The sequence below is a fragment of the Paenibacillus sp. BK720 genome (assembly GCF_011761545.1).
GTDB lineage: Bacteria > Bacillota > Bacilli > Paenibacillales > Paenibacillaceae > Pristimantibacillus.
The window spans coordinates 89,704-114,400 of sequence record NZ_JAASRQ010000001.1; the positions used below are offsets into that span (position 1 = coordinate 89,704).

The window sequence follows — 24,697 nt, forward strand, 5'->3', positions numbered from 1 at the left end:
TAAATGTACTTAAACGGAAAGATAGCTTCGGCTATATGGCGCAAATTTTTGCCTCCAATGTGTTTATTCTCGTGCTAAATATGCTGACGGGTATTATAGTTGCCAGATACCTGGGACCGGAAGGACGCGGAGAGCAGGCTGCCATGATCATGTGGCCGCAGCTGTTGTCTTACATTGTGACGCTTGGACTCCCTTCCTCGATCGTGTACTACATGAAGCAAAAAGGCAGCAAGCAGGGCTCCTTGTACGTCGCTTCCTTGTGGATGTGCTTCACGCTCGGCATCTTCTCGATGATAGGCGGACTATTTTTTCTTCCCGAATGGATGAAGGGTTATTCCCCGGGAAAAGTTGAGTTTGCCTGCTGGGCGTTAATTCTGATTCCGTTCAGCCTTCTTGGCGTGATTAACAATGCCGCTCTGCAGGCGAGAGAGGAATACCGTCTGTACAATAGGATCCGTTATCTGCCTAATATCATTACGCTTGTCCTGCTCGGTGTAATGGTTGTCTCCGGACACGTCAATTCCTTTTATTCTTCGGCTGCTTATCTAGCTCCTACGCTGCCGATAACGCTGTGGACCATGATCAGGCTGCTCCGCATTTATTCGATTAAGCAGAAGGATATTATCGGCTCTTCCAAACAGCTTGTTCAATACGGTATCCGCTCTTACGGTACGGACCTGGCAGGCACGTTATCGTTTTATATCGACCAGGTGCTTGTCGTAGGCCTGCTGTCCCCGGCTAGTCTGGGGATTTACCTGGTAGCGCTCAGTCTCGCGAAAATGCTGGACGTTATCCAATCCTCGGTCGTATCCGTCTTGTTCCCGCAGGCGTCGGGACTCGAGCGGGAGGAAGCGATCCGGCTGACGCTTAAAGTGTACCGAATCAGTACGGTGATTACGCTGGTTTTCGTTGCCTCGGTTATTCTTCTTGCCCCTTATGCCTTGCTCATCCTGTATGGCCGCTCCTACGAGGGGGCAATTCCGGTGTTTCGGGTGCTTGTCCTGAGCACGGCCGTCGCAAGCGCGACATGGACGCTTGCACAGGGCTATATGGCAACGGATAAGCCTGGAAGGGCGACGCTTCTGAAGGTATTGTCCCTATTTATGAACGCTTTGTTTATTAATATCTTTACTCCTCATTTAGGCATTATCGGAGCAGCGTACTCCTTGCTGCTATCCGCATTCGTCAACTTCCTGCTTATCTTGTTCCTGTATTCCTACGAGATGAAGCTGAAGTGGTCCTCTTTCTTCTATGACAAGGAAGACTGGATATGGATGAAGGAGATGCTGAGGAACAGGGGCAGAAGACCGAAGGAAAGCAGCGAGGCGATTAGCGGATAAATAAGGATGACAGAAAAGAGTGATACCAATGAAAGTGCTGACGACCGGATTAGGATGGAACGAACTGCAGCCCGGAGGGCTAAACCGTTATTTCGTTGATTATAACCGGGCTCTCCGGGAGCACGGTCATGCGGAGCTTGGACTGGTAGTCGCGGATCCGGGCATGAAGCTGGAGACGAGCCTGAACGTGGCCAACACGGTTGATTACGGGCAAGGAAGTCTTCTGGCCCGGATCCGATCCGTGCGCAAGTTTACGCTAGAGGCGCTGGAGTCCTTCCGTCCCGATGTGTTTAATCCTCATTTCGCCCTTTACGCATCGATGATATCCCGGCAGGCGCTGCCGGAGCATATTCCGATCGTAACTCATTTTCACGGACCGTGGGCGATGGAATCCAAGATCGAGGAAGGCGGACGCTCCCCCTTGTTCCGGGAAGCCCGCTATTTGTTGAAGAAGCAGGTCGAGCAGGTCACTTACCGGCGTTCGGACAGCTTTATCGTGCTCAGCGAATATTTCCGCGATATCTTAACGGACCATTACGGCGTAGACCGCCGGAAAATACATATTATCCCCGGCGCCGTGGAGCATGATCGGTTCAAGCCGCATTCGGACCGGGACGGGCTGAGGACTAGGCTTGGAATCCGGACGGATCAGAGACTTTTATTCTGTGCGCGCAGAATCGTAAAGCGTATGGGAATAGACCGTCTGATCGAGGCAATGAGAATGGTCGCAGACCATTATCCGGAAGCGCTGCTGTTTATCGCGGGAGACGGTCCGATGCGAAGCGAATACGAGAGACGGATCGATATTCTTGGTTTGTCCGGCCAAGTGAAAATGCTTGGCAGAGTATCCAACGAAGAGCTTGTCGAGTGGTACCAGGCCGCGGATTACAGCATTGTCCCAACGATTACGCTTGAAGGCTTTGGGCTTGTCACGATCGAATCATTGGCATGCGGAACGCCGGTATTCGGAACGCCTTACGGCGGAACCAAAGAGATACTAAGCCGGTTCACCCCGGAACTTCTCTTCGAGGAAGGAACATCGGAAGCCATCGGCCGCAAGCTGATCGACGCGTTGGGAGGAAAGATCGCATTGCCGACGCGGGAAGCGTGCCGGGAGCATGTGCTTGGGCGTTATACCTGGGGCAGCGTAACCTCAGCGGTGACGGATGTGTTCAAGGAGGCGCAGGAGAAACGGAGAAGGGAGGCCGTACATAGATGAGAATCGCCTATTATAACCATACCAGCTCCGTCAGCGGGGCGGAGATTAATCTGCTTGTGACTGCTGCGCATTACAAACGGGCAGAGGTAACGATTATGGCTCCGGAAGGGGATTTGCTCGAGCGTGCGCGCGAGGCGGGGCTTCTCGTTGTTGCTTTGCCGAGCTATAACGCCAGATTATCCCGCAACCCGTTAAGGCTCGCAGCCGGGATTCTCGGCATGATTAGGGCCGGGAAGCAATTATCGGACGCGGTCATGGCGGGCGGGGCGGAGGTTATCCATGCCAATTCGCTTCGTGCAGGCATGATGGCTTCCCTTTTCTACTGGCGTCACCGTATTCCGGTTGTCTGGCATCTCCACGATAATCCTCCGAAAGGACTTGTCGGCAAGTTAATCCGGATGTACGCCGCGAAAGCAGCTCAAGCGTTTATCGCGATTTCCGAGCCTGTCATGAAGGGATTCGGAAGCTCTTCCGGGACCGTTCATCTGATTCATAACGGAGCCGTACTCAGCCCTTTCTCCGAGCTGGAGAAAAAGCGTTACCGGATTGACCTCCGGCGGCAACTGGATACGCCCGCAGGCGGCAGGGTTATGGTTATAATCGGACAAATTGCGCCGTGGAAGCGGCAGGAGGACGCGATTCGGGCATTGCATTCCTTAATCCAGCAGGGAGAGGAGAATTATTTATGGATAGTCGGCGAGCCGAAGTTCCGCGAGGAAAACCTTCATTATCTTAAGGAGCTGCAGCGTCTGGCCGACGAATTGAACGTTACCCGTCATATCCGTTTTACCGGCTTCCGAAATGACGTGGATCAGCTCTGCTGCGCCGCGGACCTTCTGCTCCTATGCTCCGAGAATGAACCGTTTGGGAGGGTCATTATTGAAGCCATGGCGCAAGGAACGCCGGTCATTGCGACGAGCGGCGGCGGAGTCGGGGAAATCATCGAGCATGGAAAGAGCGGCTTATTGTACGAGACCGGCAATATCCCTCAGCTAGTGGATCATATCCGGTCGTTGCAAAGCAATGACAGGCTGCGCAAGCAGATTAGCGTAAACTGCGTTGAACGGGTCGGCGGATATTTTTCCATTGAGCAGGCGGCTGCCAAGACAGAGCACGTATACGCGCAGCTGGTAAGGGAGAGTGCGGGGAGAAATAATAGGCTTGAGCAAACCAAGGGGGTGGCAAAATGAATTACCGGATTGCCATTGTACACGACTATTTGAATCAAATGGGCGGGGCGGAGCGGGTTGTTGGCGTCATGCACAAGCTGTTTCCGGACGCTCCGATTTATACGACAATCGTAGATCGCGAGAAGCTGCTTCCCGAGCTGCGCGCGGCGGACATCCGCGCAACCTGGATGCAGCGCATCCCGAATATTTTACGGGACTACAAGCTGTACTTCTGGCTGTATCCGTTTGCGGTCAGGTCTATCGATCTCAAGGGATACGATATCATAGTGAGCTCCAGCAGCGCTTATGCGAAAGGCATACGGAAGCCGGGCAACGCCGTACATTTATGCTACTGCCACTCCCCTATGCGGTTTGCCTGGAACTTTGACGGGTATATCGAGAACGTTAATGTATCGAAGACGCGCCGAACGATTGCCAAGTGGCTTACTTATCCGCTCCGGCTGTGGGATAAAGCGAATTCGAAGGAGGTGGATCGGCTGATCGCCAATTCAAGCGTGGTAAAAGGACGAATTTCGAAGTTCTACGGTCTTGATTCCACCGTCATCTATCCTCCGGTAGAGATCGACCGATTCTCCGTTAGCGAGGACGGGCCTGACGATTATTTCCTTATTGTATCCAGGCTTGTCTCGTACAAAAAGATCGATATCGCCGTTGAAGCCTGTACGCGTCTTGGACTCAAACTTCTTATTGTCGGAGACGGGGATGACCGGAAGCGGCTCGAGGGACTAGCGGGACCAAACGTGCAGCTTCTTGGAAGACGGAGCGACGAAGAAGTAACCAGCTATATGCGGCATTGCCGGGCTTTGTTGTTTCCGGGGCTGGAGGATTTCGGAATTACCCCTCTGGAAGCGAATGCATGCGGAAGGCCGGTGATCGCTTTCCAGGCCGGCGGCGCGCTTGATACGATCAAGGCCGGCGTAAACGGCATGTTTTTTAAGGAACAAACGACGGAATCATTGATGGGAGCCTTGCGTGAGTTTGAGACTAGAGAGTGGGATCCCGGTATAATCCGGAAGCATGCGGAGTCCTTTAACGAGCGTTACTTTATTGAACGGCTGTTATCCAGCCTGCAAAGCGCCATTGACCCTTTGGGCAGCAGTCTTAAGCATTACGGCGTGGAAGCCGGCGCGCACGCAAGTTCTTAGCCTCCCCTATTTTGCTACATTTTGTTGATTTGTCAGGTCTATATTGATACAATTAGTATCAAATAGAGAGCAGGTGAGATCCAATATGGAGCATAACATACGAATGTATACAGCCTACGGTTTACGGCTCGCAAGCGAAATCGAACTGCCGGAGCTGCTTGCGGGAGCACATGACGGATCCGAGCCCGATGCTTGGATTGCCTATGCCGACCTAAGCGAATATGTTGCGAAATGGGAACCCGATAGACGCAATTGGGCCGATGGCGAGCAGGTTCTGATCTACGTGCCCGGCGTAGCCTATTACCGCGTGTTGGATAACCTCATTCAGGTGATGCCTCTGCAAGACGCGGATCCGAGACAATTCCGACTTTATATCGTTGGGGCATGCTGCAGCGTGCTGCTCGTCCGCAGGGGAATTGTGCCGATGCATGCCGGAGGCGTCGTGATCGACGGCAAGGCTTACGCCATTCTTGGCGACTGCGGGGCGGGAAAGTCTACGCTGGGAGCCGCTTTTATGGAAGCGGGCTACAAGCTGCTAAGCGACGACATTGTTGCGATAGAGATGAACGGGAAGACAAACGAACTGACGGCTTATCCCGGATATCCGCAGCAGAAGCTTTGGCGTCAAAGCCTGGAATATTTCCGGCGGGATGCCTCGGACTACCGATCCATCCTGCAAGATTACGATAAATTTGCAGTCCCCGTTACGGACTTGTTCCACAAGGAGCCGGTACCGTTGGCCGGCATATTCGAACTGGAGAAAGCGGATGTCCCGCAGGTTCGAATTCAACCGTTAACGCCGTTGCAGCGGGTGCAGCTGTTCCGCTATCATTCCTTTCTTGACCGCGTGTTAAAGGAAATGAAGCTGGAGCAATGGCTGTTTACCTTCGGAACCAAGGTGGCGCTGGCCATTCCGTTCTATCAACTAAAAAGACCGTCTGCCGGCTATACGGCACCGGAGCTGGTCAATCAAATTCTGCATACCGTGAGAGAAAGGGAGATGATTTCATTATGAGTTCATCCAGTGTGCTGATTCATGAACGCATCGTTCAGGCGGAAGGTTTTCTTGTAAGCGATATGGGCGGCGAAAAAGTGATGATGAGTATTCAAAGCGGCAAATATTTCAATCTCGGACGTTCGGGCGGAGAGATATGGGAGCTGCTTGCAGCACCTACAACGCTGGATGAAATCGTAAACCGGCTTTGCCGGGAATACGAGATTGAGAGAGAGGCCTGCATGAATCAAGTAGCTTCTTTCCTGAAGCAGCTGGCGGAGCAGGGCCTTATTGTCAACGCGGGGGCGTAACAACCTTATGGGACGGCTGCGAAAATTTATGGCTGCCGACAGAGCGTTTAAGCTGCTGCTGCTGGAGGCCTATGTGAATCTCGGAAGGGCCCGCATTATGAAGGCGATTCCTTTTGCAAGAACGGCTCCGAGGCTTGGCGTTGCGATGAAAGAAACCTCCTATTCGGATTCGGGGGAAGAGACGGAGCTCATCCAGAACATTGCCCGGGCCGTACGGATTATGAGCCGCTATACCTTGTGGGAGAGCAAATGTCTCGTCATGGCGATTGCCTGCATGAACATGCTGGAGAAGCGCCGGATCGAGAGCACGTTGTATCTAGGAACAATGAAAAACAATGAAGGAACCATGAGCGCTCATGCCTGGCTTCGGACGGGGCCGCATGTCGTGACCGGTGCGGAAATTATGGATCGTTACACCGTCGTTGGCATTTTTGGCAAAATGCTGGGGTGATAAATAGGCAAAGGGAGAATCGAGATGAGCCAACCTAGGGTTCTAGATATTAGCTCTTTTTCTAACGAACTGCGTTTCTTGCTGCGATTGCTGCGCAGTGACAATAAATTGGAAGCAGAAGAGGCTGCACAGCTCGCCCATGAACTGGATTGGCCGTTGTTCCTCCGGTTTGCCGTTTATCACGAGACCTATCCGGTTCTTTATCCTTTGCTTGTTCAACTGAATGCCAATCGGCAGTGGACGCCGGATTTAGTCATGAGCAGACTGCGGTCCCTTTATACGCGAAATACGATAATGATGCTGCAGCTTCGCGGGGAGATGGAACGCGTTAACGGACTGCTGGAAGAACGGGGGGTAAGGTCTTTATTTCTGAAAGGTCCCGTTCTTGCGGCCATGCTGTACGGCGATGTCTCCGGTCGTACCTCCGGCGATCTTGACATTCTGGTCGCCAAGCAGGATTGGGACGCCAGCGTGCAGCAGCTGCTGTCAGCCGGTTACGTGCTTGCGGAGCAGTATGACGAGGAAGAGGTATTAAACAATACAGAGCGAAAAACGCATCATGTTTCCTACATCCACCGGGAGAAAAATATCGAAGTGGAGCTGCATTGGAGCCTCAATCCCGATACCGTGACTGAGCCATCCTTCGAAGAGCTGTGGTCACGCCGGCAGGCGAGCTCCCTGCACAGATCGGTATTTACGCTGGGCAATGAAGACTTGCTGGTGTATCTGATTTTGCATGGAACGCGGCATGGGTGGTCATCCCTGAAATGGCTGCTTGATATCGACCGGATGATGGTCCAATTCCTGAATTGGAACAGAACGAACATGTTGTTCGACGAGAGCGGAAACCGAGTGCTCGGCGGAGAGGCGTTCTTGCTGGCTACGCAGCTTCTTGGAACCCTGCTTCCGGAGGAGGCTCATGCACTGACTTTCGAGCCAAAGGCAATGAGGCTTGCCCGAATGGTGCTACCTTTCATCCGGGAGGAGTTGATCTTGTATCCCAAACCCGAGCGCAAGGACATTGCGGTGCTGTTCAACCGTTATTTGCTGGCAACGATGAATCCGCGGCAAAGGCTGCTTTATCTGACCAACAAGCTGTATCCAAGCTCGAAGGATAGAAGCGTCCTGCCTTTGCCCCGGTCGCTGCACTTTTTGTACTTTCCCCTTCGTCCGTTCCTATGGTTCTGGCGGCAAGTGAAGCGGCAGGCGCCTAAAGAGGAGGCCTCCTCGTGAAAGAGATACTCCTTTTGGTTCAAAAGCTTCGCTCCTCCTCCGGCAGCAAGCTGTATCTCCATCTGGTGCTCATGCTGCTTGTCAGCTGCCTTGAGGGAATCGGCATCTTCCTAATCATTCCGCTGCTCAGCCTGATTGGCGCGTTTGATATGGATGTTGGCGCGATTCCCTTTATTTCGGCCGCGATGGATAAGCTGCAGCAGTCTCGCATTCCGCTTAATTTGCCAATCATTCTTCTGCTGTACGTAGCGCTTGTCGGAGGGCAGGCGCTGCTTCAGCGGAATCAAACCATTTTAGGCATACAAATCGAACAGCGTTATATTAAAAAGTTAAGAATCGAGACGCACGAATCTTTATTGAAAGCCAAGTGGGAATTTTTCATGAAACGCCGGAATTCCGACTTCAATCAGGTTCTGTCCACGGAGCTTAACCGGGTAAGCAGCGGCATTAACATGCTGCTGTCGTTAGTCTCGGCTGCTGCCTTCACCCTGATCCAGGTTGGCTTTGCCATGTGGCTGTCCCCTACGCTTACTTCGATTATTATTGCAAGCGGGTTGCTGCTGTCACTTATTTCCCGGAAGTTTGTGCGGAAATCCGCCAAGCTTGGGAAGGAATCCACCGCGCTGTTTCGCAGCTATTTTGCCGGTCTGAGCGATCATTTCAACGGGATCAAGGATTTGAAGAGCAACCTGCTTGAGTTTTCGCATATCCGAAAGTTTACGGAGCTGTGCGGAAAGATTGAAGCGAACTACGTAAGAGCCTACCGGGTGTATGCCAATTCCCAGTTTCTATACCGGGCTTCCTCCGTTGTTCTGATAGCCTTATTTGCTTATGCTTCGATCAAGCTTATGAAGGTCGCTCCGGAGCAGCTTCTGCTGGTTGTCCTGATTTTTACCCGTTTGTGGCCGAGGTTTATTACGATCCAGTCTTCGCTGGAGCGGATGATGTCGCAGCTTCCCGCCATGCAGGTGCTAACCGATCTGCAGAAGGAGAGCCGGGAAGCACGGGAGTCGATCCTGCTGAAGGAAGACGGGCTGACCGAGTCCCTACGGATAAAAGACGGCATTACTTGCGACAATGTAAGCTATCGCTACGATAAGTCGTCTCCGCGTCTTGCCTTGCGCAAAATTAACGTTTCGATACCGGTCAATCAAATGACTGCGATCGTCGGGAAATCCGGAGCGGGCAAAAGCACTTTCGTGGATATGCTCATGGGATTAATCGAGCCGGAAGAGGGAGAAGTGCTCGTGGACGGCAAGCCGCTAACCGAAGAAAGGCTATTGGCATACCGGCAATCGATCGGATACGTCGCGCAGGAGCCTTTCCTGTTCCATGGCACATTGCGCGAAAATCTGCAGCTTGTTGTTCCGGATGCCACCGAAGAGCAGATGTGGGAGTCGCTCCGATTCTCGTCTTCCGATGAGTTCGTCCGGAGGCTTCCGGACGGGCTTGATACGATTATCGGGGATCGCGGAGTTCGGTTATCCGGCGGAGAAAGGCAGCGGATCGTGCTGGCAAGGGCGGTCTTAAGGAAGCCTTCCGTCTTGGTTCTGGACGAGGCGACCAGCGCGCTCGACAGCGAAAACGAGGTTCGGATCAAGGAAGCGCTGGATAGGCTGAGGGGGAAGATGACCATTATTGTTATTGCGCACCGGCTGTCTACCATCCGGCATGCCGATAAGGTCATCGTGCTGGATAACGGTGAAATCGTGCAGCAAGGCGGTTATATGCAGCTGTCACAGGAGACGAGAGGAACCTTCAGAAAGCTGTTAAGCTATCAGACCGGAGCCAACGCATAGGCGTTGGCTTTTTTTTGCAGGGGAGCGTCGAACGCAAAAAACCCGTTTCCATCTCGCCGGAAACGGGCTTCTCGTTATAGGAGGTGAAGAGAATTATTGTCTGTGGCTGCCGTGGAATGTTGTAACAGAGTTAACCTCTACATCACCATCGAAAGTCATTTTAACGTCAAGCACTTCCAAAGTGGGCGCTTCCCACACTTTTTTCATACTGTCACCTCCTCTCGCATGTTGAAGTATCTCCTTATGTATGCGAGATACATTACGTTTCCGATTATAGCATAAATGATACGATTTGTATCTATATAGACGAAATTGTTTGTCTTCTTTTTTAAATAATTTTAGTTGACGGGCATTTGGGCGGGGTGGTAATATTTATGCAATAAATGGAATCGGTTCAAGTACGGAAGCACCGTAGAAGGACGCAGGTAAACTGCGCCTTTTACGGTGCTTTTTTGCGTTGGCCGGAAGAGAAGAGAGGCGGGTAGCAGGCAAGTGAGAAATCAATTCGTGATTGCAGTCAAGGAGCAGGATTATGTAAGAAGACTGGCCGATTACGTACGCGACAGTCCGTTTAGCGGGCTGTGGCAGCTGACCGCTTTCACTCATGAGGAGGCGTTTGTGCAGTTTTTGAAATCGGGCTATCCCGTTCATGGAATCGCCGCACAGCCTTGCATGCTGGAGGCTGCTGCCGGGATATTGCCCGAAGGAGTTCCGGTTGCCGCGCTGGTTGCGGCGCCGGGCCAGTTCCCGCATTACGACGAGCTGCTTCAATATCAGGCGCTGCCGGGTTTGCTGCAGAGGATGGCATCCTTAATGGCCCCAGCTTCCCAGGGAATTTCCGGAGAACAGGCCGTTCAAGTCATAGCGATATATTCGGCATCCGGAGGCGTGGGGAAAACAACGTTGGCGCGGCAGCTTGTTCATACGGCAGCCGGCAGCGGCCAGCGCGTATTTTATCTTAACCTGGAGCGCTGGAATGCGGTGGATACGTGGCTGGAGGCAGGCGCGGCTCAAGGAGACGAGGGGCTGTCCCAGCTGCTGTACATTCTCCAATCGCATCCGGGCAAGGCCGGAGAGTGGCTTGGGCGGCACAGCAAGCGACATGCGTTGTTACGGGCGGATTATATACTGCCGTGCTCGAATCAGGAAGACCGGATGACGCTTCAATCCTCGGATGCGGATGCCATTGTAAGGGCGATTGCGGCAACCGGTCAATATGATCTCCTTGTTATTGATCTGGACGAAGGACTGAATGAGCTGCATTTGGCCGTAATGGAGCTAAGTCATCACGTTATTTGGCTGGTAACGGAGGATCAGGCTGTTCAGCGCAAGAGCCAGCTGGCATACCAGTACGGCATGCAGCGTTTCGGGGAGCGGTTCCGTTTGCTGGAGCCCCGGCTGCAGCTGGTCGTAAACCGCAGCGACGGCCGGCTTTATGCCAATCGGAGCATCTTCAAGCCGGCTGGCGCTTTCCTTCCGGATACGGCCGAAAAGGGCAAGGGAACATCCGCTGTTCTTGCATCGCCTTCGTATATGGCAGCCGTGGAGAGGCTGTATCGACAGCTGGTCAAGGAGGAAGGAGGTGCGCCAATTGCTGACGGATGAGGCGGTCCTAGAATTGAAAAACCGGATTAAGGACCGGCTTGATTATTCCGGTTCGGTGACGGACGAGCAGTTAACGGCGATTGTGGAGCAGACGGTATTTTCCTGGAGCAGCAGCCATCCTCTAACCGCTTCGGAGTTGGCGTTGCTTGTTCGGCGTCTGTTTCATTCGTTCCGGGGACTTGATATTTTGCAACCGCTAATGGATGACCCGACGGTGACGGAAGTCATGATAAACCACCATTCAGAGATCTTTATCGAACGAAGCGGAAGGCTTAGTCTGCTGCCCGTGGCATTCGAAAGCAAAGAGAGGCTTGAGGATCTGATTCAGTCCATTGTCGCAAGCGTGAACCGGGTTGTAAACGAATCTTCTCCAATCGTTGACGCCCGCCTCAAGGATGGCTCGCGCGTTCATATCGTACTGCCGCCCGTAGCGTTAAGGGGACCGGCGATGACGATCCGTAAATTTCCGGAAAAGCCGCTGACGATGGACGAGCTGGTGGCGAAGGGGGCGTTAACCGGGGAAGCGGCCGTTTTTTTACAGCTGCTGACAAAGGCGCAATACAACATCTTTATCAGCGGCGGAACCGGCACGGGGAAAACCACTTTTCTCAATGCCCTGTCCCAATACATTCCCAGGGATGAGCGTATTGTCACGATCGAAGATTCCGCCGAACTGCAAATCCGAGGCGTCCCCAACCTTGTTTCCCTTGAGACGCGGAATGCCAATACCGAGGGAAAAGGTGAAATTGCGATCCGGGATCTAATCCGGGCGTCGCTTCGGATGCGTCCGAACCGCATTATTGTTGGCGAGGTTCGCGGCGGAGAGGCTTTGGATATGCTGGCGGCTATGAACACGGGCCATGCGGGGAGCATGTCCACGGGGCATAGCAACGGTCCGAAGGACATGATGTCCCGGCTGGAAACGATGGTAATGAGCGCGGCCGAGATGCCGGTTCAAGTCATTCGCAAGCAGATCGCTTCCGCATTGGACATTGTCATCCATCTTTCGCGTTTTAGGGATCGATCCCGCCGGGTCACGGAAATTTGCGAGGTTGTCGGGATGGAGAATGGGGAGATTGAGGTCCGGCCGCTTTACCAATTTGAAGAGGAAGGCGAGGAAGACGGGAAAGTGATCGGCACGCTTAAACGTACGGCTTATCGGCTCCGGCATCGCGAAAAGCTGAGGATGGCCGGGATTAAGCTTGGGGAGGAGGATGCGATATGCCCGTGATTCGAGCAGCACCTCTCGCAGCAAAAGCCCGGACGGTCCTTGAATGGTGCGGATGGGACTCTTCCTTTCGGGCGGGCACGCGGCGCAGCAAGCAAGTCACCGTCGTTAAGCCTCTTCAGGATTATGACCAGTACCAGCTGTCTTATAAGCAGTTTATGGGATCGGCGGTTGCCGGCTTCGTCATTCTATTTGCTGCCGTCTATCTCATCTACCATTCCGTTATAGTGTCTATTTTGTTTGCCGTAGGGGGCCTTGCTGCGCCAAGACTGTACAGGTCGTCCTTGCTTTTCCGGCGGAAGGAAAGATTGCAGCTTCAGTTCAAAGAAGCCCTGTATTCCCTGGCATCCTCGCTGGCGGCAGGCCGGTCGGTGGAAAATGCTTTTCTGGCAACCATCGATGACCTCAAGCTGCTGTACCCGGATCCGAATACGGAGCTGCTGCTCGAATTCCAGATTATCAAGCATCGCCTGGATAATGCGGAACCGCTTGAGCAGGCGCTGCGCAGCTTGGCAAAGCGTGCCCATCTGGACGATATTACGCAGTTCGCAGATGTGTTTGCCGTATGCAAGCGGTCCGGCGGGGATCTGGTCGAAGTGATGAAAAGAACCTCGCAGACCATCGGAGAGAAGCTGGAGGTCAAACAGGAAATTTCCGTTCTGCTTGCGCAAAAGCGTTTCGAAGCCCGGATTATGATGGCAGTTCCGTTCGCCTTCCTCGGTTTTCTGAGCGCTTTTGCACCCGATTACATGAAGCCCTTGTACGGGGGAGGCGGATATGTCCTGCTGACCGTCGGTCTTGCCGTATTGTCCTTTTGTTTCTGGCTGATTCACCGAATTATGCAAATACGCGTGTAGGAGGCGTGCGATGGTTTTTCTTGTCCTGCTCCTGGTCCTGTTCTGGTCATTGCTTATCGGAAGGGACGGACTGGCTCAGCTTCTGAAGAAGGGACAACCGGATTGGAAGGGATTATTGCTTGTCAGGCCCTTTGATCGGCTGCTGGAACGCGGCAGGGTTTACGAGCATCTGCAGCTTCCGCTCAGCAGCTACCATTCGAAGCAGATTATCCTGAAGGGCACGGACTGGCAGCTGAATCAGACGAAGAGGCATGTGGCGGAAACGACGGGTTTCGGCTATGCCGTATTGTCAGGCTGCGCCCTACTGGCTGTGCTGGCGAAGGAGCCGATGCTTATCGGAATGGGCGTGCTGCTAGGGTTGCTGCTTCCGGTCAGGCCATTTATGGAAGCGGGCCGGCTGGTTGAACGGAGAAAACAGTCCATTGTGTCCGAGCTTCCGGAAGCGCTTAGCAAGCTGATGCTGCTCGTTGGCGCGGGGGAACCGGTGCTGCAGGCGTTCTCCCGCTGCCTGGAGGGAAAAGACCCGGCGGTGCAGCCTTTATATAAAGAGTGGGAAAGAGTGGTTATCGCCTTGAGGAACGGCGAGTCCTTCAGTACCGCGCTTGAGCGCTTTAACCGGAGCTGCGCGGTGCAGGAGGTATCCGTTTTTACGACGGTAATGCTGCTTAATTACCGCAGGGGCGGCGACCAATTCGTCCTTGCTTTACGGGAAATATCTTATTCCTTATGGGAAAAACGCAAGGCGGTTGCCCGTTCCCGCGGGGAAGAGGCCTCCTCCAAGCTTGTTTTTCCGCTCGTTGGAATATTGCTTGTGTTAATGGTTTTCGTTGCGGCACCTGCGATGCTGCTCATGTCTTGATTTTGCCAATCCATGATTAGAGGGGATGTTTACTATGTTAAAAAAGTTGGGTAAAGCCGTTCGTTCATTCTGGAGGTCGGAAAGCGGTCTAGGCACGCTGGAAGTGATTCTGATTATAGCGGTCGTTATTATAATTGCTCTATTATTTAAAGATTGGATTATCCAGTTGATCGAGAAACTGATGGGTAAAGCCGATGATGAAGCGGACAAAATTTTCTCGAACTGACCGTAAACGATGGCTGCCCCAATGGCTTCGCCAGGCGGAAGGGAGCTTTACGCTGGAATCCTCGCTGGTGTTCCCGGTCATCTTTCTGCTTATCCTAATGTTTCTATTATTCAGCATGTATATCTATCAGAAAGCAGTGCTCTATTATTCCGCCTCCGAGACGGCGGAACGGGCTTCGTTCAGCTGGGACAACAGTCACCGTAACGCCCGCAACGGGATGCTGACAACCGGTCAATATGACGGCTTGTACTGGCGGGTCAGCGGAGATTACACGCTGGGCTCTTTATTTGGAATAACCGCTGACCAGACGGATGTAGCCTTGGAACTCCCGGGGTCGGGAAACACGGACAAGCTGGAGCTTGCAGGCACGAAGCTGCATCAAGCATCGGCTTGGCTGACAGGCGATGCCGGGCTGCCGTTTCAGGGAAACATCGCTTACGCGAACAGCCTGCTAAAGCGGGAGGTAGCGGTAAAGCTGATGCAGCCGGTGTCGATTGCCCCGCTTGAGCTTACGCTGGGGCTGTCCGAGCCCAAAACGGTTGCGGCCGCAACTATCGTCGATCCGGTTCAGTTTATCCGGGATGTCGATATGGTCCGGTACTATACCGCCAAATTTAGCAACGGAACGTCGAAGCAGCAGGCCGGAAAAGCGCTGACGGCATACAGCTCCGGCGGGAAAGCAGGCAAGCCGTGAAGAAGCCAGCAGCGTCTTACGGCTCGATTACGATATTTTCGGCGGTTGTATTGTCGGGGCTACTCTTGTTCTCCGCCGTGCTGATCGATTACGCAAGAATGGCGGTATTGCACAAGGTCACCGAGGATGCAGCAAGATCCGGCGTCCGCTCCGCTCTCTCCGCTTACGATAACCGGCTGTACGAACGGTATGGGCTGTTTGGACGGGGAGGGACGGACGGCAATGACATTTTTGAACAGACCGTGCAGGCGAATCTGGGACAATCCGCAGGGCAGAAGGGGACCTTCAAGCTAGTTCAAGCGGAGCTCCAATCGGCGCATGTCGATAACGCGGAAGTTCTGGGAAAGCACGAAGTGTTTGCCCGGCAGGTACTGGAAGAAATGAAGTATAAAGCTCCGGTGGATTTCACCCTTGAGCTCGCATCCAAGTTTGCCCCGCTTTCCGGAGCGATGAAGGAAGCGACTGTCACGGTAAATATGCTGGAGGAGCTGCGGAAGCTGTATGACAAGCGGGAGGCAAAGCTCGCTGCAGCCCTGCAGCTGCAGCGTCAGGCCGCGGAAACCGTTGGCGGCATTGCTGGTCTTATACCGACCAAAGCGCTGGAGCTTGCAACGGGCGCCGTGAATGCCGCAAGGCTTGCCGGTGACTACGCCCAGTACGCGAATTGGGTCATGACCGACCAGCAGCATGCTCAGCAAGGCAAAAAAACGAACTATTCGGATCAAATCAAGGATTACGAGGAAAAAGCAAGAGGCTGGACTGACGAGATGTCCCGGGAGCTTGCTGTGGCCAAAAAGCAGCATGACAAGCTTCAGCAGGAAGCGGTCAAAGCAATCAATGAGGCAAAGCAGGTTAACGCGGACATGCAGCGTATCAAACAGGAGGCGGCAAACGCACCTTCCAACAGCGGTTACGACCGCGTAACGGGAAACAAAGCGGCAGGTGTCGGCGCCGACGGTCCGGTTATGGACACAGCGCCGGAAAACGATATGCAGGAGATCCGGAAGATGGCGGATGAGCTTATTTTGCCGGACGGCTGGTTTACCGAATATAGCGGGGAAATTGCGAATCAGGCTTCCGTATTTGCTTCGCTTCAAATGGAAGCGGGAGGCTTTATGAACAATTTGACAGCCGGCCTTGCCTCTCCCAATCTTTCCAACGAGCAGATCAAGGAGGGGGCCGTGAATCTCCGGATTGCATACGAGCAGTATGAAGCTGCCTACGTTCGCAAAGGCTCAAGCCTCGACGTGCGCGAGGAGAAGCTGACCGATAAAGAACTGAAAAAACAACGCCGGGCGCAGGAGGCAAAGGCAGGGGAGCTATGGTCCGAGGCCCGCCGCCTGCTGCACGGGATGACGTCGGTTCCTCAAAGCGAGGAGCATCTTCAGGTCATTCAGGATATCGAGAAACGGTATAAAGACAATCTTCTGTTCAACCAGGAGGCTGCCGGGGCGGAAGCGGAAGGTCTTGCCTTCGCGGAAGATGCCCATGAAGAAGCGGAAGCTGCGACTTCTGTCATGAGCGGGGTGTTTGGCGGCATTGCCGATATGCTGGAGCAAGCCAGGGACTCCGTTTATTTATCGGAGTATACGGTGTCGCATTATGCTTCCTTTGCGCCGCAAAATCTGCGGGCATTGCTTGCGAGCGGGGACGCTAACGAGCTTGCCCATGCCGTTGCCTTCAGCAATCAGGAAGCCGAGTATGTCATTTACGGGTTTCATAGTCCAACGGCGAACTTGGCCGCTGCTTACGGCGAATTGATAGGCGTAAGGATGGCGGTCCGGACGATGGAAGGCTTGTCGGCCTGCAGGGCTGCTGCCCATCCCCTTCTTGTCTTGTCATGCTCCGTTGTGTACGGGCTGGAAAAAACAATGGAGGATTTGGCAGCCTTTACCGAACGCGGATCGGCTCCGTTATCCAAATATATAAACGTCGAGGTTGCCTATACGGATTACCTGCGGTTATTCATGCTGGTCCACGGAGGTGCCAACCGCCCTGCCGCGTTAGCCCGGATGATTGCCGTTATCGAGCATAATGGCGGTGTTGCCTTATCCAAGATTCCAACCGCTCTGACGGGAGAAGTAAAGGCCTCTGCCAAGCTGTGGTTTTTACCGGGTGTGATGGATATCGTCCAGCATTTTGGATCCTTGCAAGGAAAGGTTGTTGGCGGCAAGTATGAAACCGTTCAAACGATTGGCTGGTCTTATTAGGCGGCGGGAAAAAGCCCGGAGCGGCGAAGACGGCAGCATGGTGCTTGAGGCTGCGCTTGTCATGCCCTTGTTTCTGATGATCCTGATGCTGTTCATTGTGATGATCCGCTTATGCGCCGTGCAAATGGCCCTTCAATCGGCGGCATCCCAGACGGTCAGGCAGATGGCGACGCATATTCGTCCAGCCGATCTTACCTTTCAAAAAGCTTCCTCTTCGATTCCCGATTTGGGCTCGATCGGCCTGCCGCTGCCGGATTGGGGAGGAGCTATAGCAAAGGAGGCCGCCGGTTGGCTGCCTGCACCGGCAGATGCGCTTGCTTCGGCAGTCCTTGAAGGAAACTGGCAGCCGGCGGCGGATGCGGCGGCGACCGAGCTGGGGAGGAGCGCTGTTGAGCCGCTGCTCCGGCAATTTGCGGATGAAGCGGTGCTGGAAAAGGAGCGTTTGAGACTATCGCGCTTGTCCCTGCCGGATCTGAAGGAAAAGCAGAAGCCTTATTTGACGATTGAAGCGCAGTACGAGTTTCCCTTATCCTTGCCGTTCTTGGATAGAAAAATCGTTTTGCGCGAGCAGGCATCCGAACGGGTATGGGTCAGCGATGCGGCGCCTGCGAAGGAAGATGCCCCCTCGGCCGACATAACGCCTATTCAGATCGTCTCCATTCAACCGGTTCCGCTGCGGCCCGGAAATAAAGCAACCGTTATAGCTCTCACCTCGCCGGGTGCGTCAGCCTCGCTTACGGTTAACTATAAAAGCGGAACAAGCACGGCAAAGCATCTTGGCAGCGCAACCGCGGATGCAAACGGTTATGTGCAGTGGACATGGCTGGTATCCGGCAATACGACCCCGGGAACCTGGGAGCTAACCGCGACTTCGGCGTCAGGCGAAACGGTGTCCATGCACTTTAATGTCACGAAGAAGGAGGACTTGCCATCATGACGGTACAGCTCTCGGCTGCAGCCCTGCTGCTGCTTGCCGCTTTATATACCGATTTGAAATCAATGACGATTCCTAATCGGCTTACGGTTCCTTTTCTGGCAGGAGGATGTTTATACGCCTTAGTCGACGGAGGAGGGAGCGGGCTATTGCTCGCCATCTACGGTGCGGCGGCAGGCTTCACTCCGCTGCTGATTCTTCATCTGGCCAAAGGAATTGGCGCGGGGGATGTGAAGCTGTTTGCCGCGCTGGGAGCTTGGCTTGGCACATTGGCCGTTCTCCAGCTTATGATGTACGCCATCTTGTATGCAGGATTGGTAGGGCTTGTCCTTCTGGTTTTTCATAGACCCTTTGCCAGAAGAATGACAGAAGGGATGTTTGCGTTCGCCTTCCTTCATTTCGGTGGACGTGGGGGTGCTTCGTCGTGGCTGGACTGGGCGAAAAACGGACGGACCTTTCCGTTTATGCTGGCGGTAGCGCCCGGAGCTCTGACTTTATGGATGATATCGGGTTAATCGAAAGGGTGAATTTATATGAAGCAGCCGTTCAGAATAGATTTTTCCATGAACCGCGGACATGAGATGATTATTGACCGGAAGGATGGCATTCTGCGGGAGGAATTGGATGAGCTTGAGCTGCAGATGCTGCAGTCGGGCAAAATTCCGCGCCTCTTGCCGGTAGAATGGATGGAAATCGACGGGAGCGTCACCTTCCGCTATGCCTTGGCGGGGAGGAAAATGCTGCTGCACCGCCTGCAGGTCCAGCCGCTCTCGATGGAGCAATTTTATACGTTGCTGCTTGGCATTGTTGAAGCATTCGAAGAATGCAAGCATTATATGCTTCGTCCCGAAGGCTGTCTGCTGGATGATCAATATTTGTTTGTGGGCGAGCAATTGAATGAGGTTGCCGTTGCTTATTTGCCTTTAAAAGAAGGGTTGCGCGACAACGCGTCAGGCGCAGGAGACCTGCTCTCGCTTGTAGTCCGGTGGACCGCGTACATACAGGACATTGACGGAGCGGGGCTCCAGCGAATCTTGCAGACGCTAAACGGAAGCAAATGGCCGTTATCCGAGCTCAGATCCGTTCTTCTTGGATTAATCGGAGAAGCATTTATTCAAGCCGGTCCAAAGCAGGCTCCGCAGCGTATCCCCATCCCTTTTCCGGCTGCTGCGTTGGCAAGGGAAGCGGATATTGCCCAGCCAAGGGTAAGCTACGAAGCTAAGCCGCAAGCGGCTGGTTTAAAGTCTGCACCGACACCTCAAGATATTCCGCTTGTAGAGCTGGAGGAGCAGGATTCCGCTGCGGAGGGGAGCAAAAAATTATGGGTAACGGCAGCCGTTGTGGCCGTAGCCGTTGCTTGCGTATGGAAATATATCTACTTATCCTCGCATTCCCGAAGCAGCTTGTATATCTGCCTGGGCCTGACCTTGATGGGCATAGCGGCTCTTTATATGGTTTGGTCCCGCAGGCTTCCTGCCGGACTGCTTGCCAAGGAAACGGACGGGGAGGGGGAAGAGGAATTTATACCGGAATCCCAGCCGCTTGGCATGTGGCCGCGATACGAGGAAATAGAGCAGAGGGAGCTGATTGAGCCTGCTTCCGCCTATGCCCTTGCCGTAAAACCGGCAATGGGGCTGGGGCTGGAAACGGAGCCCAATCCTCATGGAGGGAATACCGCTGATCTCCGGAGTCAATCGCTCCCGGGAGAAGCGACGGTATTGCTTGCGGATAGGGGCATGGAACCGGGAGGCGCGAAGGCGCCGGCTTTATACCGGGAATGGGCTGGCGGAGGCTCGTGGATCGAGTGGCGGGATCAGAAATTTACGATAGGCCGATTAGGCGAGCAGGTCAGCTACGAGGAAGAAGCGCATGGCATCTCCAGGCTCCATCTGGAGCTGGAGCGGGATGGCGGTGCTTGCAATGCGAAGGATTTGGGTTCCAGGAACGGGAGTACACTGAACGGAGAGACGATGATACCGTATAAGTCTTATCCGTTTAGCGCAGGGGATGTCATTCAGTTGGCCGGCAGCAACGGCCCCAAATACGAACTAAAGACGAGAGGTTGACCTCTCGTCTTTAGTAATTCTGCGGTTATTTACGCTTCGCTTAATTGCTTCATTGCGCTATCGATGGTCGGGTAGTTGAATGCAAAGCCGTTTTCCAAGGCTTTGCGGGGCAAGGCGCGCTGTCCCTCGAGAAGCAGCGAGGACATTTCTCCGAGCACGGCTTTGAGCAGAAATGCGGGGGTCGGCAGCCAGTGCGGCCTTCCGAACGCTGTCCCTAGCGCGCGGCCGAATTGGTCATTGGTAACCGGCTCCGGAGCCGACGCGTTTACCGGTCCCTGAATTTCGCGGTGATCCATGCAGAACAAGATCAGCCGGACCAAATCCTCCAGATGAATCCACGACAGCCATTGCGAGCCGCTTCCCAGCCGGCCTCCTGCAAATAAACGGTGAGGCAGACTCATCAGCGGGAACGCGCCGCCTGTCCGGTTAAGCACGACGCCTACCCGCAGCTTAACCAGCCTTTTTACGGGAATGGAATCGGCAGCTTTCTCCCAATGCTCCACAACACCGGATAAAAAGTCGGTTGCTTTTAGCGGGCTGTCCTCCGCAAACGTAGCCGTTAATGAGTTGCCATACGCAGAAATGCCGGAGGCGTTAATAACGGCCTCCGGCTTTATGTTCAGTTCGGTCACAAGCTTGGCAATACGCGCTGCGGCATCGATGCGGGAATGAAGAACACGCTGCTTGGAGGCTTCGTTCCAACGCTGGTTAATGCTTTCGCCGGCCAGATTCACGATAATGTCCGTGCCCTCCAGCAGAGGATGCGATGCGGCAAGCTCATCCCATGTCATATGATGGAGCTTCGCATGCTGAGGTGAAGCAGAAGGCTTTCCTTTCCTGGAAACGACCGTAACCTCATCGCCCCGCTCAAGCAGTGCCTTCACCAGCGCCCGGCCAACAAAACCGGTTCCTCCCGTTACCGCAACGCGCATTGTTCATCCGTCCTTCATTAGGATTTGACTTCAAGCTTTTTCAATAAATATTGGGTGACATCTCCGCTGACCTTTTCGGTATATTCGAATTGTACCTTTGTGTCCGGCGGAATGCTGTTGATCTTGTCCGTTAATTCGTCGGTAAATTGCAGCACCATCGGTCCATCGGGCAAATCGATTTCAACCGAGGTAGTATCGGCTTGTCCGACAAAGGTGCCTTCGTTTGTCTTAACGGCGCTGTCATCAGGCACTGTGCTTGCATCCGTATCCGGCGACGCGGTTCCCGGATCCATCACTCCGTTGTTTTGTCCTTCGGACTGGCTATTTCCCGTATTATCGTCAGTTGTATTATTGCTTGTGTTCTCCGGCGAGGCGTTGGCCGGTTGTTCAACCGACGAGCCTTGTTCATTGCCGTTCGAATTGGCTTTGTCCGAGCCGCAGGCCGTTGCGGTCATCATTACCGCGAGCAATACGGCGCTTGCCGCGATTAAGCTGCTTTTCTTTTTCGTTTTCATAGTTGTCATAGAAGCACCTCCTGAAAGCATTGGCTGAATCAACATACAAACAGCCGTGAACGAGCTGTTTATATGTTTTATAACGAAATAATCCGTTTAAGGTTCCAATAGATTTGTAAACACTATTCATAAGGATTAAACAATAGGCTGCCCCTAGTCGAAGCAGCCCGTCGCTCTTTGTTTATTTATTGAGCAAATGCCGGTAGGGATCGTAGTCGATTCCCTTGCGTTCCAGGAAAGAAACAAGGCTTCGATAGTCACGCTTAGGCGTTGCGCGTATGTATCCTTCGATGCAGTGGTCCCGCGTTACTTCCGAAGCTCCGTTATCAATGGCGACCTGACCGATTTTAGCGGCAATCGAGTGCTTGGCGATGTCCCGGAACGCGGACGGAACGGGAGACACCAGCTCGTCCAGAAAACTTTTCGATTCGTCGGTCCACATGCTGCGGCTCCGTTCGACCCAGTAGTTTTGCCAGTCCAGCTTAGACTTGCCGTCGCGCTGAGGCAGCACCTTCAAAAACTTGCGGAACATGAAGAAACCGCCGATGGCCATAGCGCCGACCATTACGACCGCCCAGAAGATAATGAAAAACATAAACCAATCGGGAGCTGATTTCATACTGTACCTTCACCTCAGGAAGAATTATACCGTATTCCTAGATTTATTTCGACATTCCTTGTAAAATAAGGGTTGATCAACCGAAAGGGGCGTTTTAAAGATGTTGAAAATCGGTTCCCATGTATCATTTTCGGACAAGGGGCTGCTTACCGCGGCCAAAGAAGCCGTATCCTACGGTTCCAGCTCGTTTATGATTTATACCGGCGCACCGCAGAATACACGGAGAAAGCCAATCGAAACTTTATATATTGAAGAAGGCAAACAAATGATGGAGCAGGCCGGCATCAACGAGATTGTCGTGCACGCGCCCTACATCATTAACCTGGGTTCCTACAAGGACGACACCTTTGAGCTTGCCGTCCGCTTCCTTCAGGAGGAAATCCGCCGCACCGATTATATCGGAGTGCGCAATATCGTTCTGCATCCCGGCGCCTATACGGACAAGGATGCCGAGTTCGGCATCGCGCGTATTGCGGAAGGCCTGAACGAAGTGCTCGAAGGCACGAAGGAAACAAACGTTAACATTGCCCTCGAGACGATGGCCGGCAAAGGAACGGAGATCGGCCGAAGCTTCGAGGAGCTTGCGCAAATAATCGATAAGGTACAGCATAACGACCGTTTGACGGTATGCATGGATACCTGCCACATGCACGATGCGGGCTACGATCTTATCAACGATCTGGACGGCGTGCTGCAGAAGTTCGATCAGACCGTCGGTCTTGACCGCGTTGCGGTCGTCCATGTCAACGACAGCAAAAACCCGGTAGGCGCGGGCAAAGACCGCCATGCTCCCGTTGGTGCAGGCTGGCTTGGACATGAGGCCATTCATCGAATCGTTCATCATGAAGCGCTGGCTGGCCGTCCTTTTATTTTGGAAACGCCATGGATCGGGAAGGATGACAAGAAGCAGTTCCCGATGTACGAAGCGGAAATCGCGCTGCTCCGCGGCGATGCGATGGATCGCTTTGGCGAGTCGTTCTTCGACCATGTCGAACGTCTGCATCACTTCTACGGCAAGCAGGAAATCGACCCTCGCCAGTTCGTATTATCCACCTGGGACGTTCTGAAGAACGATGCCAAGGCGAAAAAAGCGGATCCTCGCGAGCCAATGGAGCGCCTGTTCGATCTCCTGGCCGAAAGCGACGCGCTTCCGGGCGATCTAACCGAAGAGCAAATCAACCAGCGGATTACGGCATGGTTTGCCGGCAAGCAACTGCTTAAAACGGTATAATCATGCTTTAAGATAACCATTGTAAAAGGAAGGAAGTTTTAACGTTTATGTCTTCATCTACTACTGAGTCGCGCAGCGGACGCGCGCGCATGCTGATCTCGTGCCCGGACAGACCGGGGATCGTGGCGGCGGTATCGCATTTCTTGTACGAGCATGGTGCGAACATCGTACAATCGGACCAATACACGATGGATCCGGAAGGCGGCATGTTTTTTATCCGCTTTGAATTTGATTTGAACGATATGGACAAGGAGCTTCCGGTTCTCGTTGAAGATTTCGCCCGCGTGGCGGACCGCTTCGATATGAAATGGCATACGTTCCGCGCGAGCCGCAAGAAGCGTCTTGCGATCTTTGTCTCCAAGGAAGACCATTGCCTGATGGAGCTTCTGTGGCAGTGGAAAGCAGGCGACCTTGACGCGGATATTGCGATGGTCGTGAGCAACCACCCGGACATGAAGGATATGGTCGAATCGTTCGGCATTCCGTACCACCATATTCCGGTAACGGCGGAAACCAAAGCCGAAGCGGAGCGCAAACAGATGGAGATCGTTGCGGACAAGGCCGATCTCATCGTTCTTGCCCGTTACATGCAGATCATCTCGCCGAAATTCATCGAGCAGTTCCCGAACCGCATTATCAATATCCACCATTCCTTCCTTCCTGCGTTCGTTGGCGGCAAGCCTTATGCGCAAGCTTATAATCGCGGTGTTAAAATCATCGGCGCAACGGCACATTATGTAACGGAGGAACTCGACGGCGGTCCGATTATCGAACAAGACGTTCAGCGCGTCAGCCATCGCGACAATGTAGAGGAATTGAAACGAATCGGCCGTACAATCGAGCGCGTCGTTCTCGCGCGTGCCGTGAAATGGCATACCGAAGACCGCATTATTGTACATCAGAACAAAACGGTCGTTTTCAATTAATCCAATAAATGCTCTAGTCTTTCTCCATTTTAAGGATGGCAAACGGGTTTTCGGAATGGTACAATATTCAAAGCCTTTGCGCTACAACTCGCGCTATATCCAGAAATATAGAG

25 protein-coding genes are annotated in these 24,697 nt (G+C 53.5%); 21 read left to right on the forward strand and 4 right to left on the reverse strand.

All coding sequences use genetic code 11. The annotated features are described in order from the left end of the window. Positions 1–35: 35 nt before the first annotated feature. From FHT67_RS00415 to FHT67_RS00455, 9 genes are all read left to right on the forward strand, one after another. A complete protein-coding gene (locus FHT67_RS00415; protein ID WP_167194707.1) occupies positions 36–1,340 on the forward strand; it encodes an oligosaccharide flippase family protein in 1,305 nt (434 codons plus the stop codon). 28 nt (positions 1,341–1,368) lie between these two features. Beyond that, positions 1,369–2,559, forward strand: a complete 1,191-nt coding sequence (locus FHT67_RS00420; protein ID WP_132305159.1) for a glycosyltransferase family 4 protein — start codon at positions 1,369–1,371, stop codon at positions 2,557–2,559. Then, a complete protein-coding gene (locus FHT67_RS00425) occupies positions 2,556–3,749 on the forward strand; it encodes a glycosyltransferase family 4 protein (protein ID WP_167194710.1) in 1,194 nt (397 codons plus the stop codon). The genes FHT67_RS00420 and FHT67_RS00425 overlap by 4 nt, the downstream gene beginning before the upstream one ends. Next, on the forward strand, positions 3,746–4,894 hold the full coding sequence (locus FHT67_RS00430) for a glycosyltransferase (RefSeq protein WP_167194713.1): 1,149 nt from the start codon (positions 3,746–3,748) through the stop codon (positions 4,892–4,894). Before FHT67_RS00425 ends, FHT67_RS00430 begins: the two co-directional genes overlap by 4 nt. A 103-nt stretch (positions 4,895–4,997) precedes the next feature. Further along, positions 4,998–5,909 carry a phosphoenolpyruvate carboxykinase (ATP) gene (locus FHT67_RS00435; RefSeq protein ID WP_167194716.1) on the forward strand — a complete coding sequence of 304 codons (912 nt, stop codon included), beginning with the start codon at positions 4,998–5,000 and terminating at the stop codon, positions 5,907–5,909. Continuing rightward, positions 5,906–6,199, forward strand: a complete 294-nt coding sequence (locus FHT67_RS00440; RefSeq protein WP_132303079.1) for a lasso peptide biosynthesis PqqD family chaperone — start codon at positions 5,906–5,908, stop codon at positions 6,197–6,199. The genes FHT67_RS00435 and FHT67_RS00440 overlap by 4 nt, the downstream gene beginning before the upstream one ends. Before the next feature lie 7 nt (positions 6,200–6,206). Then, a complete protein-coding gene (locus FHT67_RS00445) occupies positions 6,207–6,650 on the forward strand; it encodes a lasso peptide biosynthesis B2 protein (protein WP_132303080.1) in 444 nt (147 codons plus the stop codon). Positions 6,651–6,758: 108 nt separating this feature from the next. Further along, the gene (locus FHT67_RS00450; RefSeq protein WP_208403066.1) at positions 6,759–7,883 is read left to right on the forward strand and encodes a nucleotidyltransferase domain-containing protein; all 1,125 of its coding nucleotides are present in this window, start codon (positions 6,759–6,761) and stop codon (positions 7,881–7,883) included. Further along, entirely contained in the window at positions 7,880–9,682 is a 1,803-nt protein-coding gene (locus tag FHT67_RS00455) for an ATP-binding cassette domain-containing protein (protein WP_167194722.1), read from the forward strand. Before FHT67_RS00450 ends, FHT67_RS00455 begins: the two co-directional genes overlap by 4 nt. Before the next feature lie 93 nt (positions 9,683–9,775). Here FHT67_RS00455 and FHT67_RS00460 read toward each other — a convergent pair whose 3' ends face one another. Then, complete coding sequence (locus tag FHT67_RS00460) at positions 9,776–9,889, reverse strand: paeninodin family lasso peptide (RefSeq protein WP_015842861.1); 114 nt, start codon at positions 9,887–9,889, stop codon at positions 9,776–9,778. Positions 9,890–10,174: 285 nt separating this feature from the next. On the opposite strand from FHT67_RS00460, the gene FHT67_RS00465 reads away from it, so the two are divergent. The 10 genes from FHT67_RS00465 to FHT67_RS00510 are packed head-to-tail and all read left to right on the forward strand — an operon-like array spanning position 10,175 to position 20,361. Further along, the gene (locus FHT67_RS00465) at positions 10,175–11,287 is read left to right on the forward strand and encodes a P-loop NTPase family protein (protein WP_167194725.1); all 1,113 of its coding nucleotides are present in this window, start codon (positions 10,175–10,177) and stop codon (positions 11,285–11,287) included. Then, entirely contained in the window at positions 11,265–12,518 is a 1,254-nt protein-coding gene (locus tag FHT67_RS00470) for an ATPase, T2SS/T4P/T4SS family (protein WP_167194728.1), read from the forward strand. The genes FHT67_RS00465 and FHT67_RS00470 overlap by 23 nt, the downstream gene beginning before the upstream one ends. Then, a complete protein-coding gene (locus tag FHT67_RS00475; protein WP_167194731.1) occupies positions 12,509–13,372 on the forward strand; it encodes a type II secretion system F family protein in 864 nt (287 codons plus the stop codon). The genes FHT67_RS00470 and FHT67_RS00475 overlap by 10 nt, the downstream gene beginning before the upstream one ends. A gap of 10 nt (positions 13,373–13,382) precedes the next feature. After that, positions 13,383–14,231, forward strand: coding sequence for a type II secretion system F family protein (locus tag FHT67_RS00480; protein WP_167194734.1), 849 nt, complete (start codon positions 13,383–13,385; stop codon positions 14,229–14,231). Positions 14,232–14,265: 34 nt separating this feature from the next. Beyond that, positions 14,266–14,457 (forward strand): Flp1 family type IVb pilin, encoded by a 192-nt coding sequence (locus FHT67_RS00485; protein ID WP_127490866.1) that lies wholly within the window; start codon positions 14,266–14,268, stop codon positions 14,455–14,457. Continuing rightward, positions 14,426–15,151, forward strand: a complete 726-nt coding sequence (locus tag FHT67_RS00490; protein ID WP_132303087.1) for a TadE/TadG family type IV pilus assembly protein — start codon at positions 14,426–14,428, stop codon at positions 15,149–15,151. The genes FHT67_RS00485 and FHT67_RS00490 overlap by 32 nt, the downstream gene beginning before the upstream one ends. Beyond that, positions 15,148–17,361 (forward strand): hypothetical protein, encoded by a 2,214-nt coding sequence (locus tag FHT67_RS00495; RefSeq protein ID WP_167194737.1) that lies wholly within the window; start codon positions 15,148–15,150, stop codon positions 17,359–17,361. Before FHT67_RS00490 ends, FHT67_RS00495 begins: the two co-directional genes overlap by 4 nt. Continuing rightward, on the forward strand, positions 17,327–18,298 hold the full coding sequence (locus FHT67_RS00500; protein ID WP_167194740.1) for a TadE/TadG family type IV pilus assembly protein: 972 nt from the start codon (positions 17,327–17,329) through the stop codon (positions 18,296–18,298). Before FHT67_RS00495 ends, FHT67_RS00500 begins: the two co-directional genes overlap by 35 nt. Next, positions 18,295–18,810 (forward strand): A24 family peptidase, encoded by a 516-nt coding sequence (locus FHT67_RS00505; protein ID WP_167194744.1) that lies wholly within the window; start codon positions 18,295–18,297, stop codon positions 18,808–18,810. Before FHT67_RS00500 ends, FHT67_RS00505 begins: the two co-directional genes overlap by 4 nt. A 48-nt stretch (positions 18,811–18,858) precedes the next feature. Further along, positions 18,859–20,361 carry a DUF6382 domain-containing protein gene (locus FHT67_RS00510; RefSeq protein WP_208403067.1) on the forward strand — a complete coding sequence of 501 codons (1,503 nt, stop codon included), beginning with the start codon at positions 18,859–18,861 and terminating at the stop codon, positions 20,359–20,361. A gap of 29 nt (positions 20,362–20,390) precedes the next feature. Here the strand turns inward: FHT67_RS00510 and FHT67_RS00515 are convergent, their stop codons facing one another. The 3 genes from FHT67_RS00515 to FHT67_RS00525 all read right to left on the reverse strand — a co-directional run bounded on the left by FHT67_RS00515 (position 20,391) and on the right by FHT67_RS00525 (position 22,427). After that, positions 20,391–21,293, reverse strand: a complete 903-nt coding sequence (locus FHT67_RS00515; protein WP_167194750.1) for a TIGR01777 family oxidoreductase — start codon at positions 21,291–21,293, stop codon at positions 20,391–20,393. Positions 21,294–21,310: 17 nt separating this feature from the next. Next, positions 21,311–21,817 carry a hypothetical protein gene (locus FHT67_RS00520; protein ID WP_132303093.1) on the reverse strand — a complete coding sequence of 169 codons (507 nt, stop codon included), beginning with the start codon at positions 21,815–21,817 and terminating at the stop codon, positions 21,311–21,313. Between the two features lie 172 nt (positions 21,818–21,989). Then, complete coding sequence (locus FHT67_RS00525) at positions 21,990–22,427, reverse strand: DUF2621 domain-containing protein (protein WP_132303094.1); 438 nt, start codon at positions 22,425–22,427, stop codon at positions 21,990–21,992. Positions 22,428–22,527: 100 nt separating this feature from the next. On the opposite strand from FHT67_RS00525, the gene FHT67_RS00530 reads away from it, so the two are divergent. Both FHT67_RS00530 and purU read left to right on the forward strand, forming a co-directional pair. Beyond that, positions 22,528–23,658 carry a deoxyribonuclease IV gene (locus tag FHT67_RS00530; protein WP_132303095.1) on the forward strand — a complete coding sequence of 377 codons (1,131 nt, stop codon included), beginning with the start codon at positions 22,528–22,530 and terminating at the stop codon, positions 23,656–23,658. A 47-nt stretch (positions 23,659–23,705) separates the two neighbouring features. Continuing rightward, on the forward strand, positions 23,706–24,584 hold the full coding sequence (gene purU, locus FHT67_RS00535; RefSeq protein WP_132303096.1) for a formyltetrahydrofolate deformylase: 879 nt from the start codon (positions 23,706–23,708) through the stop codon (positions 24,582–24,584). The last annotated feature ends 113 nt before the right edge of the window (positions 24,585–24,697 follow it).

Excerpts from the sequence above, each read along its gene's own strand:
- FHT67_RS00490 (WP_132303087.1), top strand. The coding sequence starts at position 14,426 with ATGATGAAGCGGACAAAATTTTCTCGAACTGACCGTAAACGATGGCTG.
- FHT67_RS00525 (WP_132303094.1), bottom strand. The coding sequence starts at position 22,427 with ATGAAATCAGCTCCCGATTGGTTTATGTTTTTCATTATCTTCTGGGCG.
- FHT67_RS00485 (WP_127490866.1), top strand. The coding sequence starts at position 14,266 with ATGTTAAAAAAGTTGGGTAAAGCCGTTCGTTCATTCTGGAGGTCGGAA.
- FHT67_RS00415 (WP_167194707.1), top strand. The coding sequence starts at position 36 with ATGGCGCAAATTTTTGCCTCCAATGTGTTTATTCTCGTGCTAAATATG.
- FHT67_RS00505 (WP_167194744.1), top strand. The coding sequence starts at position 18,295 with ATGACGGTACAGCTCTCGGCTGCAGCCCTGCTGCTGCTTGCCGCTTTA.
- FHT67_RS00445 (WP_132303080.1), top strand. The coding sequence starts at position 6,207 with ATGGGACGGCTGCGAAAATTTATGGCTGCCGACAGAGCGTTTAAGCTG.
- FHT67_RS00480 (WP_167194734.1), top strand. The coding sequence starts at position 13,383 with ATGGTTTTTCTTGTCCTGCTCCTGGTCCTGTTCTGGTCATTGCTTATC.
- FHT67_RS00420 (WP_132305159.1), top strand. The coding sequence starts at position 1,369 with ATGAAAGTGCTGACGACCGGATTAGGATGGAACGAACTGCAGCCCGGA.
- FHT67_RS00500 (WP_167194740.1), top strand. The coding sequence starts at position 17,327 with ATGAAACCGTTCAAACGATTGGCTGGTCTTATTAGGCGGCGGGAAAAA.
- FHT67_RS00435 (WP_167194716.1), top strand. The coding sequence starts at position 4,998 with ATGTATACAGCCTACGGTTTACGGCTCGCAAGCGAAATCGAACTGCCG.
- FHT67_RS00440 (WP_132303079.1), top strand. The coding sequence starts at position 5,906 with ATGAGTTCATCCAGTGTGCTGATTCATGAACGCATCGTTCAGGCGGAA.
- FHT67_RS00475 (WP_167194731.1), top strand. The coding sequence starts at position 12,509 with ATGCCCGTGATTCGAGCAGCACCTCTCGCAGCAAAAGCCCGGACGGTC.
- FHT67_RS00515 (WP_167194750.1), bottom strand. The coding sequence starts at position 21,293 with ATGCGCGTTGCGGTAACGGGAGGAACCGGTTTTGTTGGCCGGGCGCTG.
- FHT67_RS00520 (WP_132303093.1), bottom strand. The coding sequence starts at position 21,817 with ATGACAACTATGAAAACGAAAAAGAAAAGCAGCTTAATCGCGGCAAGC.
- FHT67_RS00460 (WP_015842861.1), bottom strand. The coding sequence starts at position 9,889 with ATGAAAAAAGTGTGGGAAGCGCCCACTTTGGAAGTGCTTGACGTTAAA.
- FHT67_RS00425 (WP_167194710.1), top strand. The coding sequence starts at position 2,556 with ATGAGAATCGCCTATTATAACCATACCAGCTCCGTCAGCGGGGCGGAG.
- FHT67_RS00530 (WP_132303095.1), top strand. The coding sequence starts at position 22,528 with ATGTTGAAAATCGGTTCCCATGTATCATTTTCGGACAAGGGGCTGCTT.
- purU (WP_132303096.1), top strand. The coding sequence starts at position 23,706 with ATGTCTTCATCTACTACTGAGTCGCGCAGCGGACGCGCGCGCATGCTG.
- FHT67_RS00430 (WP_167194713.1), top strand. The coding sequence starts at position 3,746 with ATGAATTACCGGATTGCCATTGTACACGACTATTTGAATCAAATGGGC.
- FHT67_RS00510 (WP_208403067.1), top strand. The coding sequence starts at position 18,859 with ATGAACCGCGGACATGAGATGATTATTGACCGGAAGGATGGCATTCTG.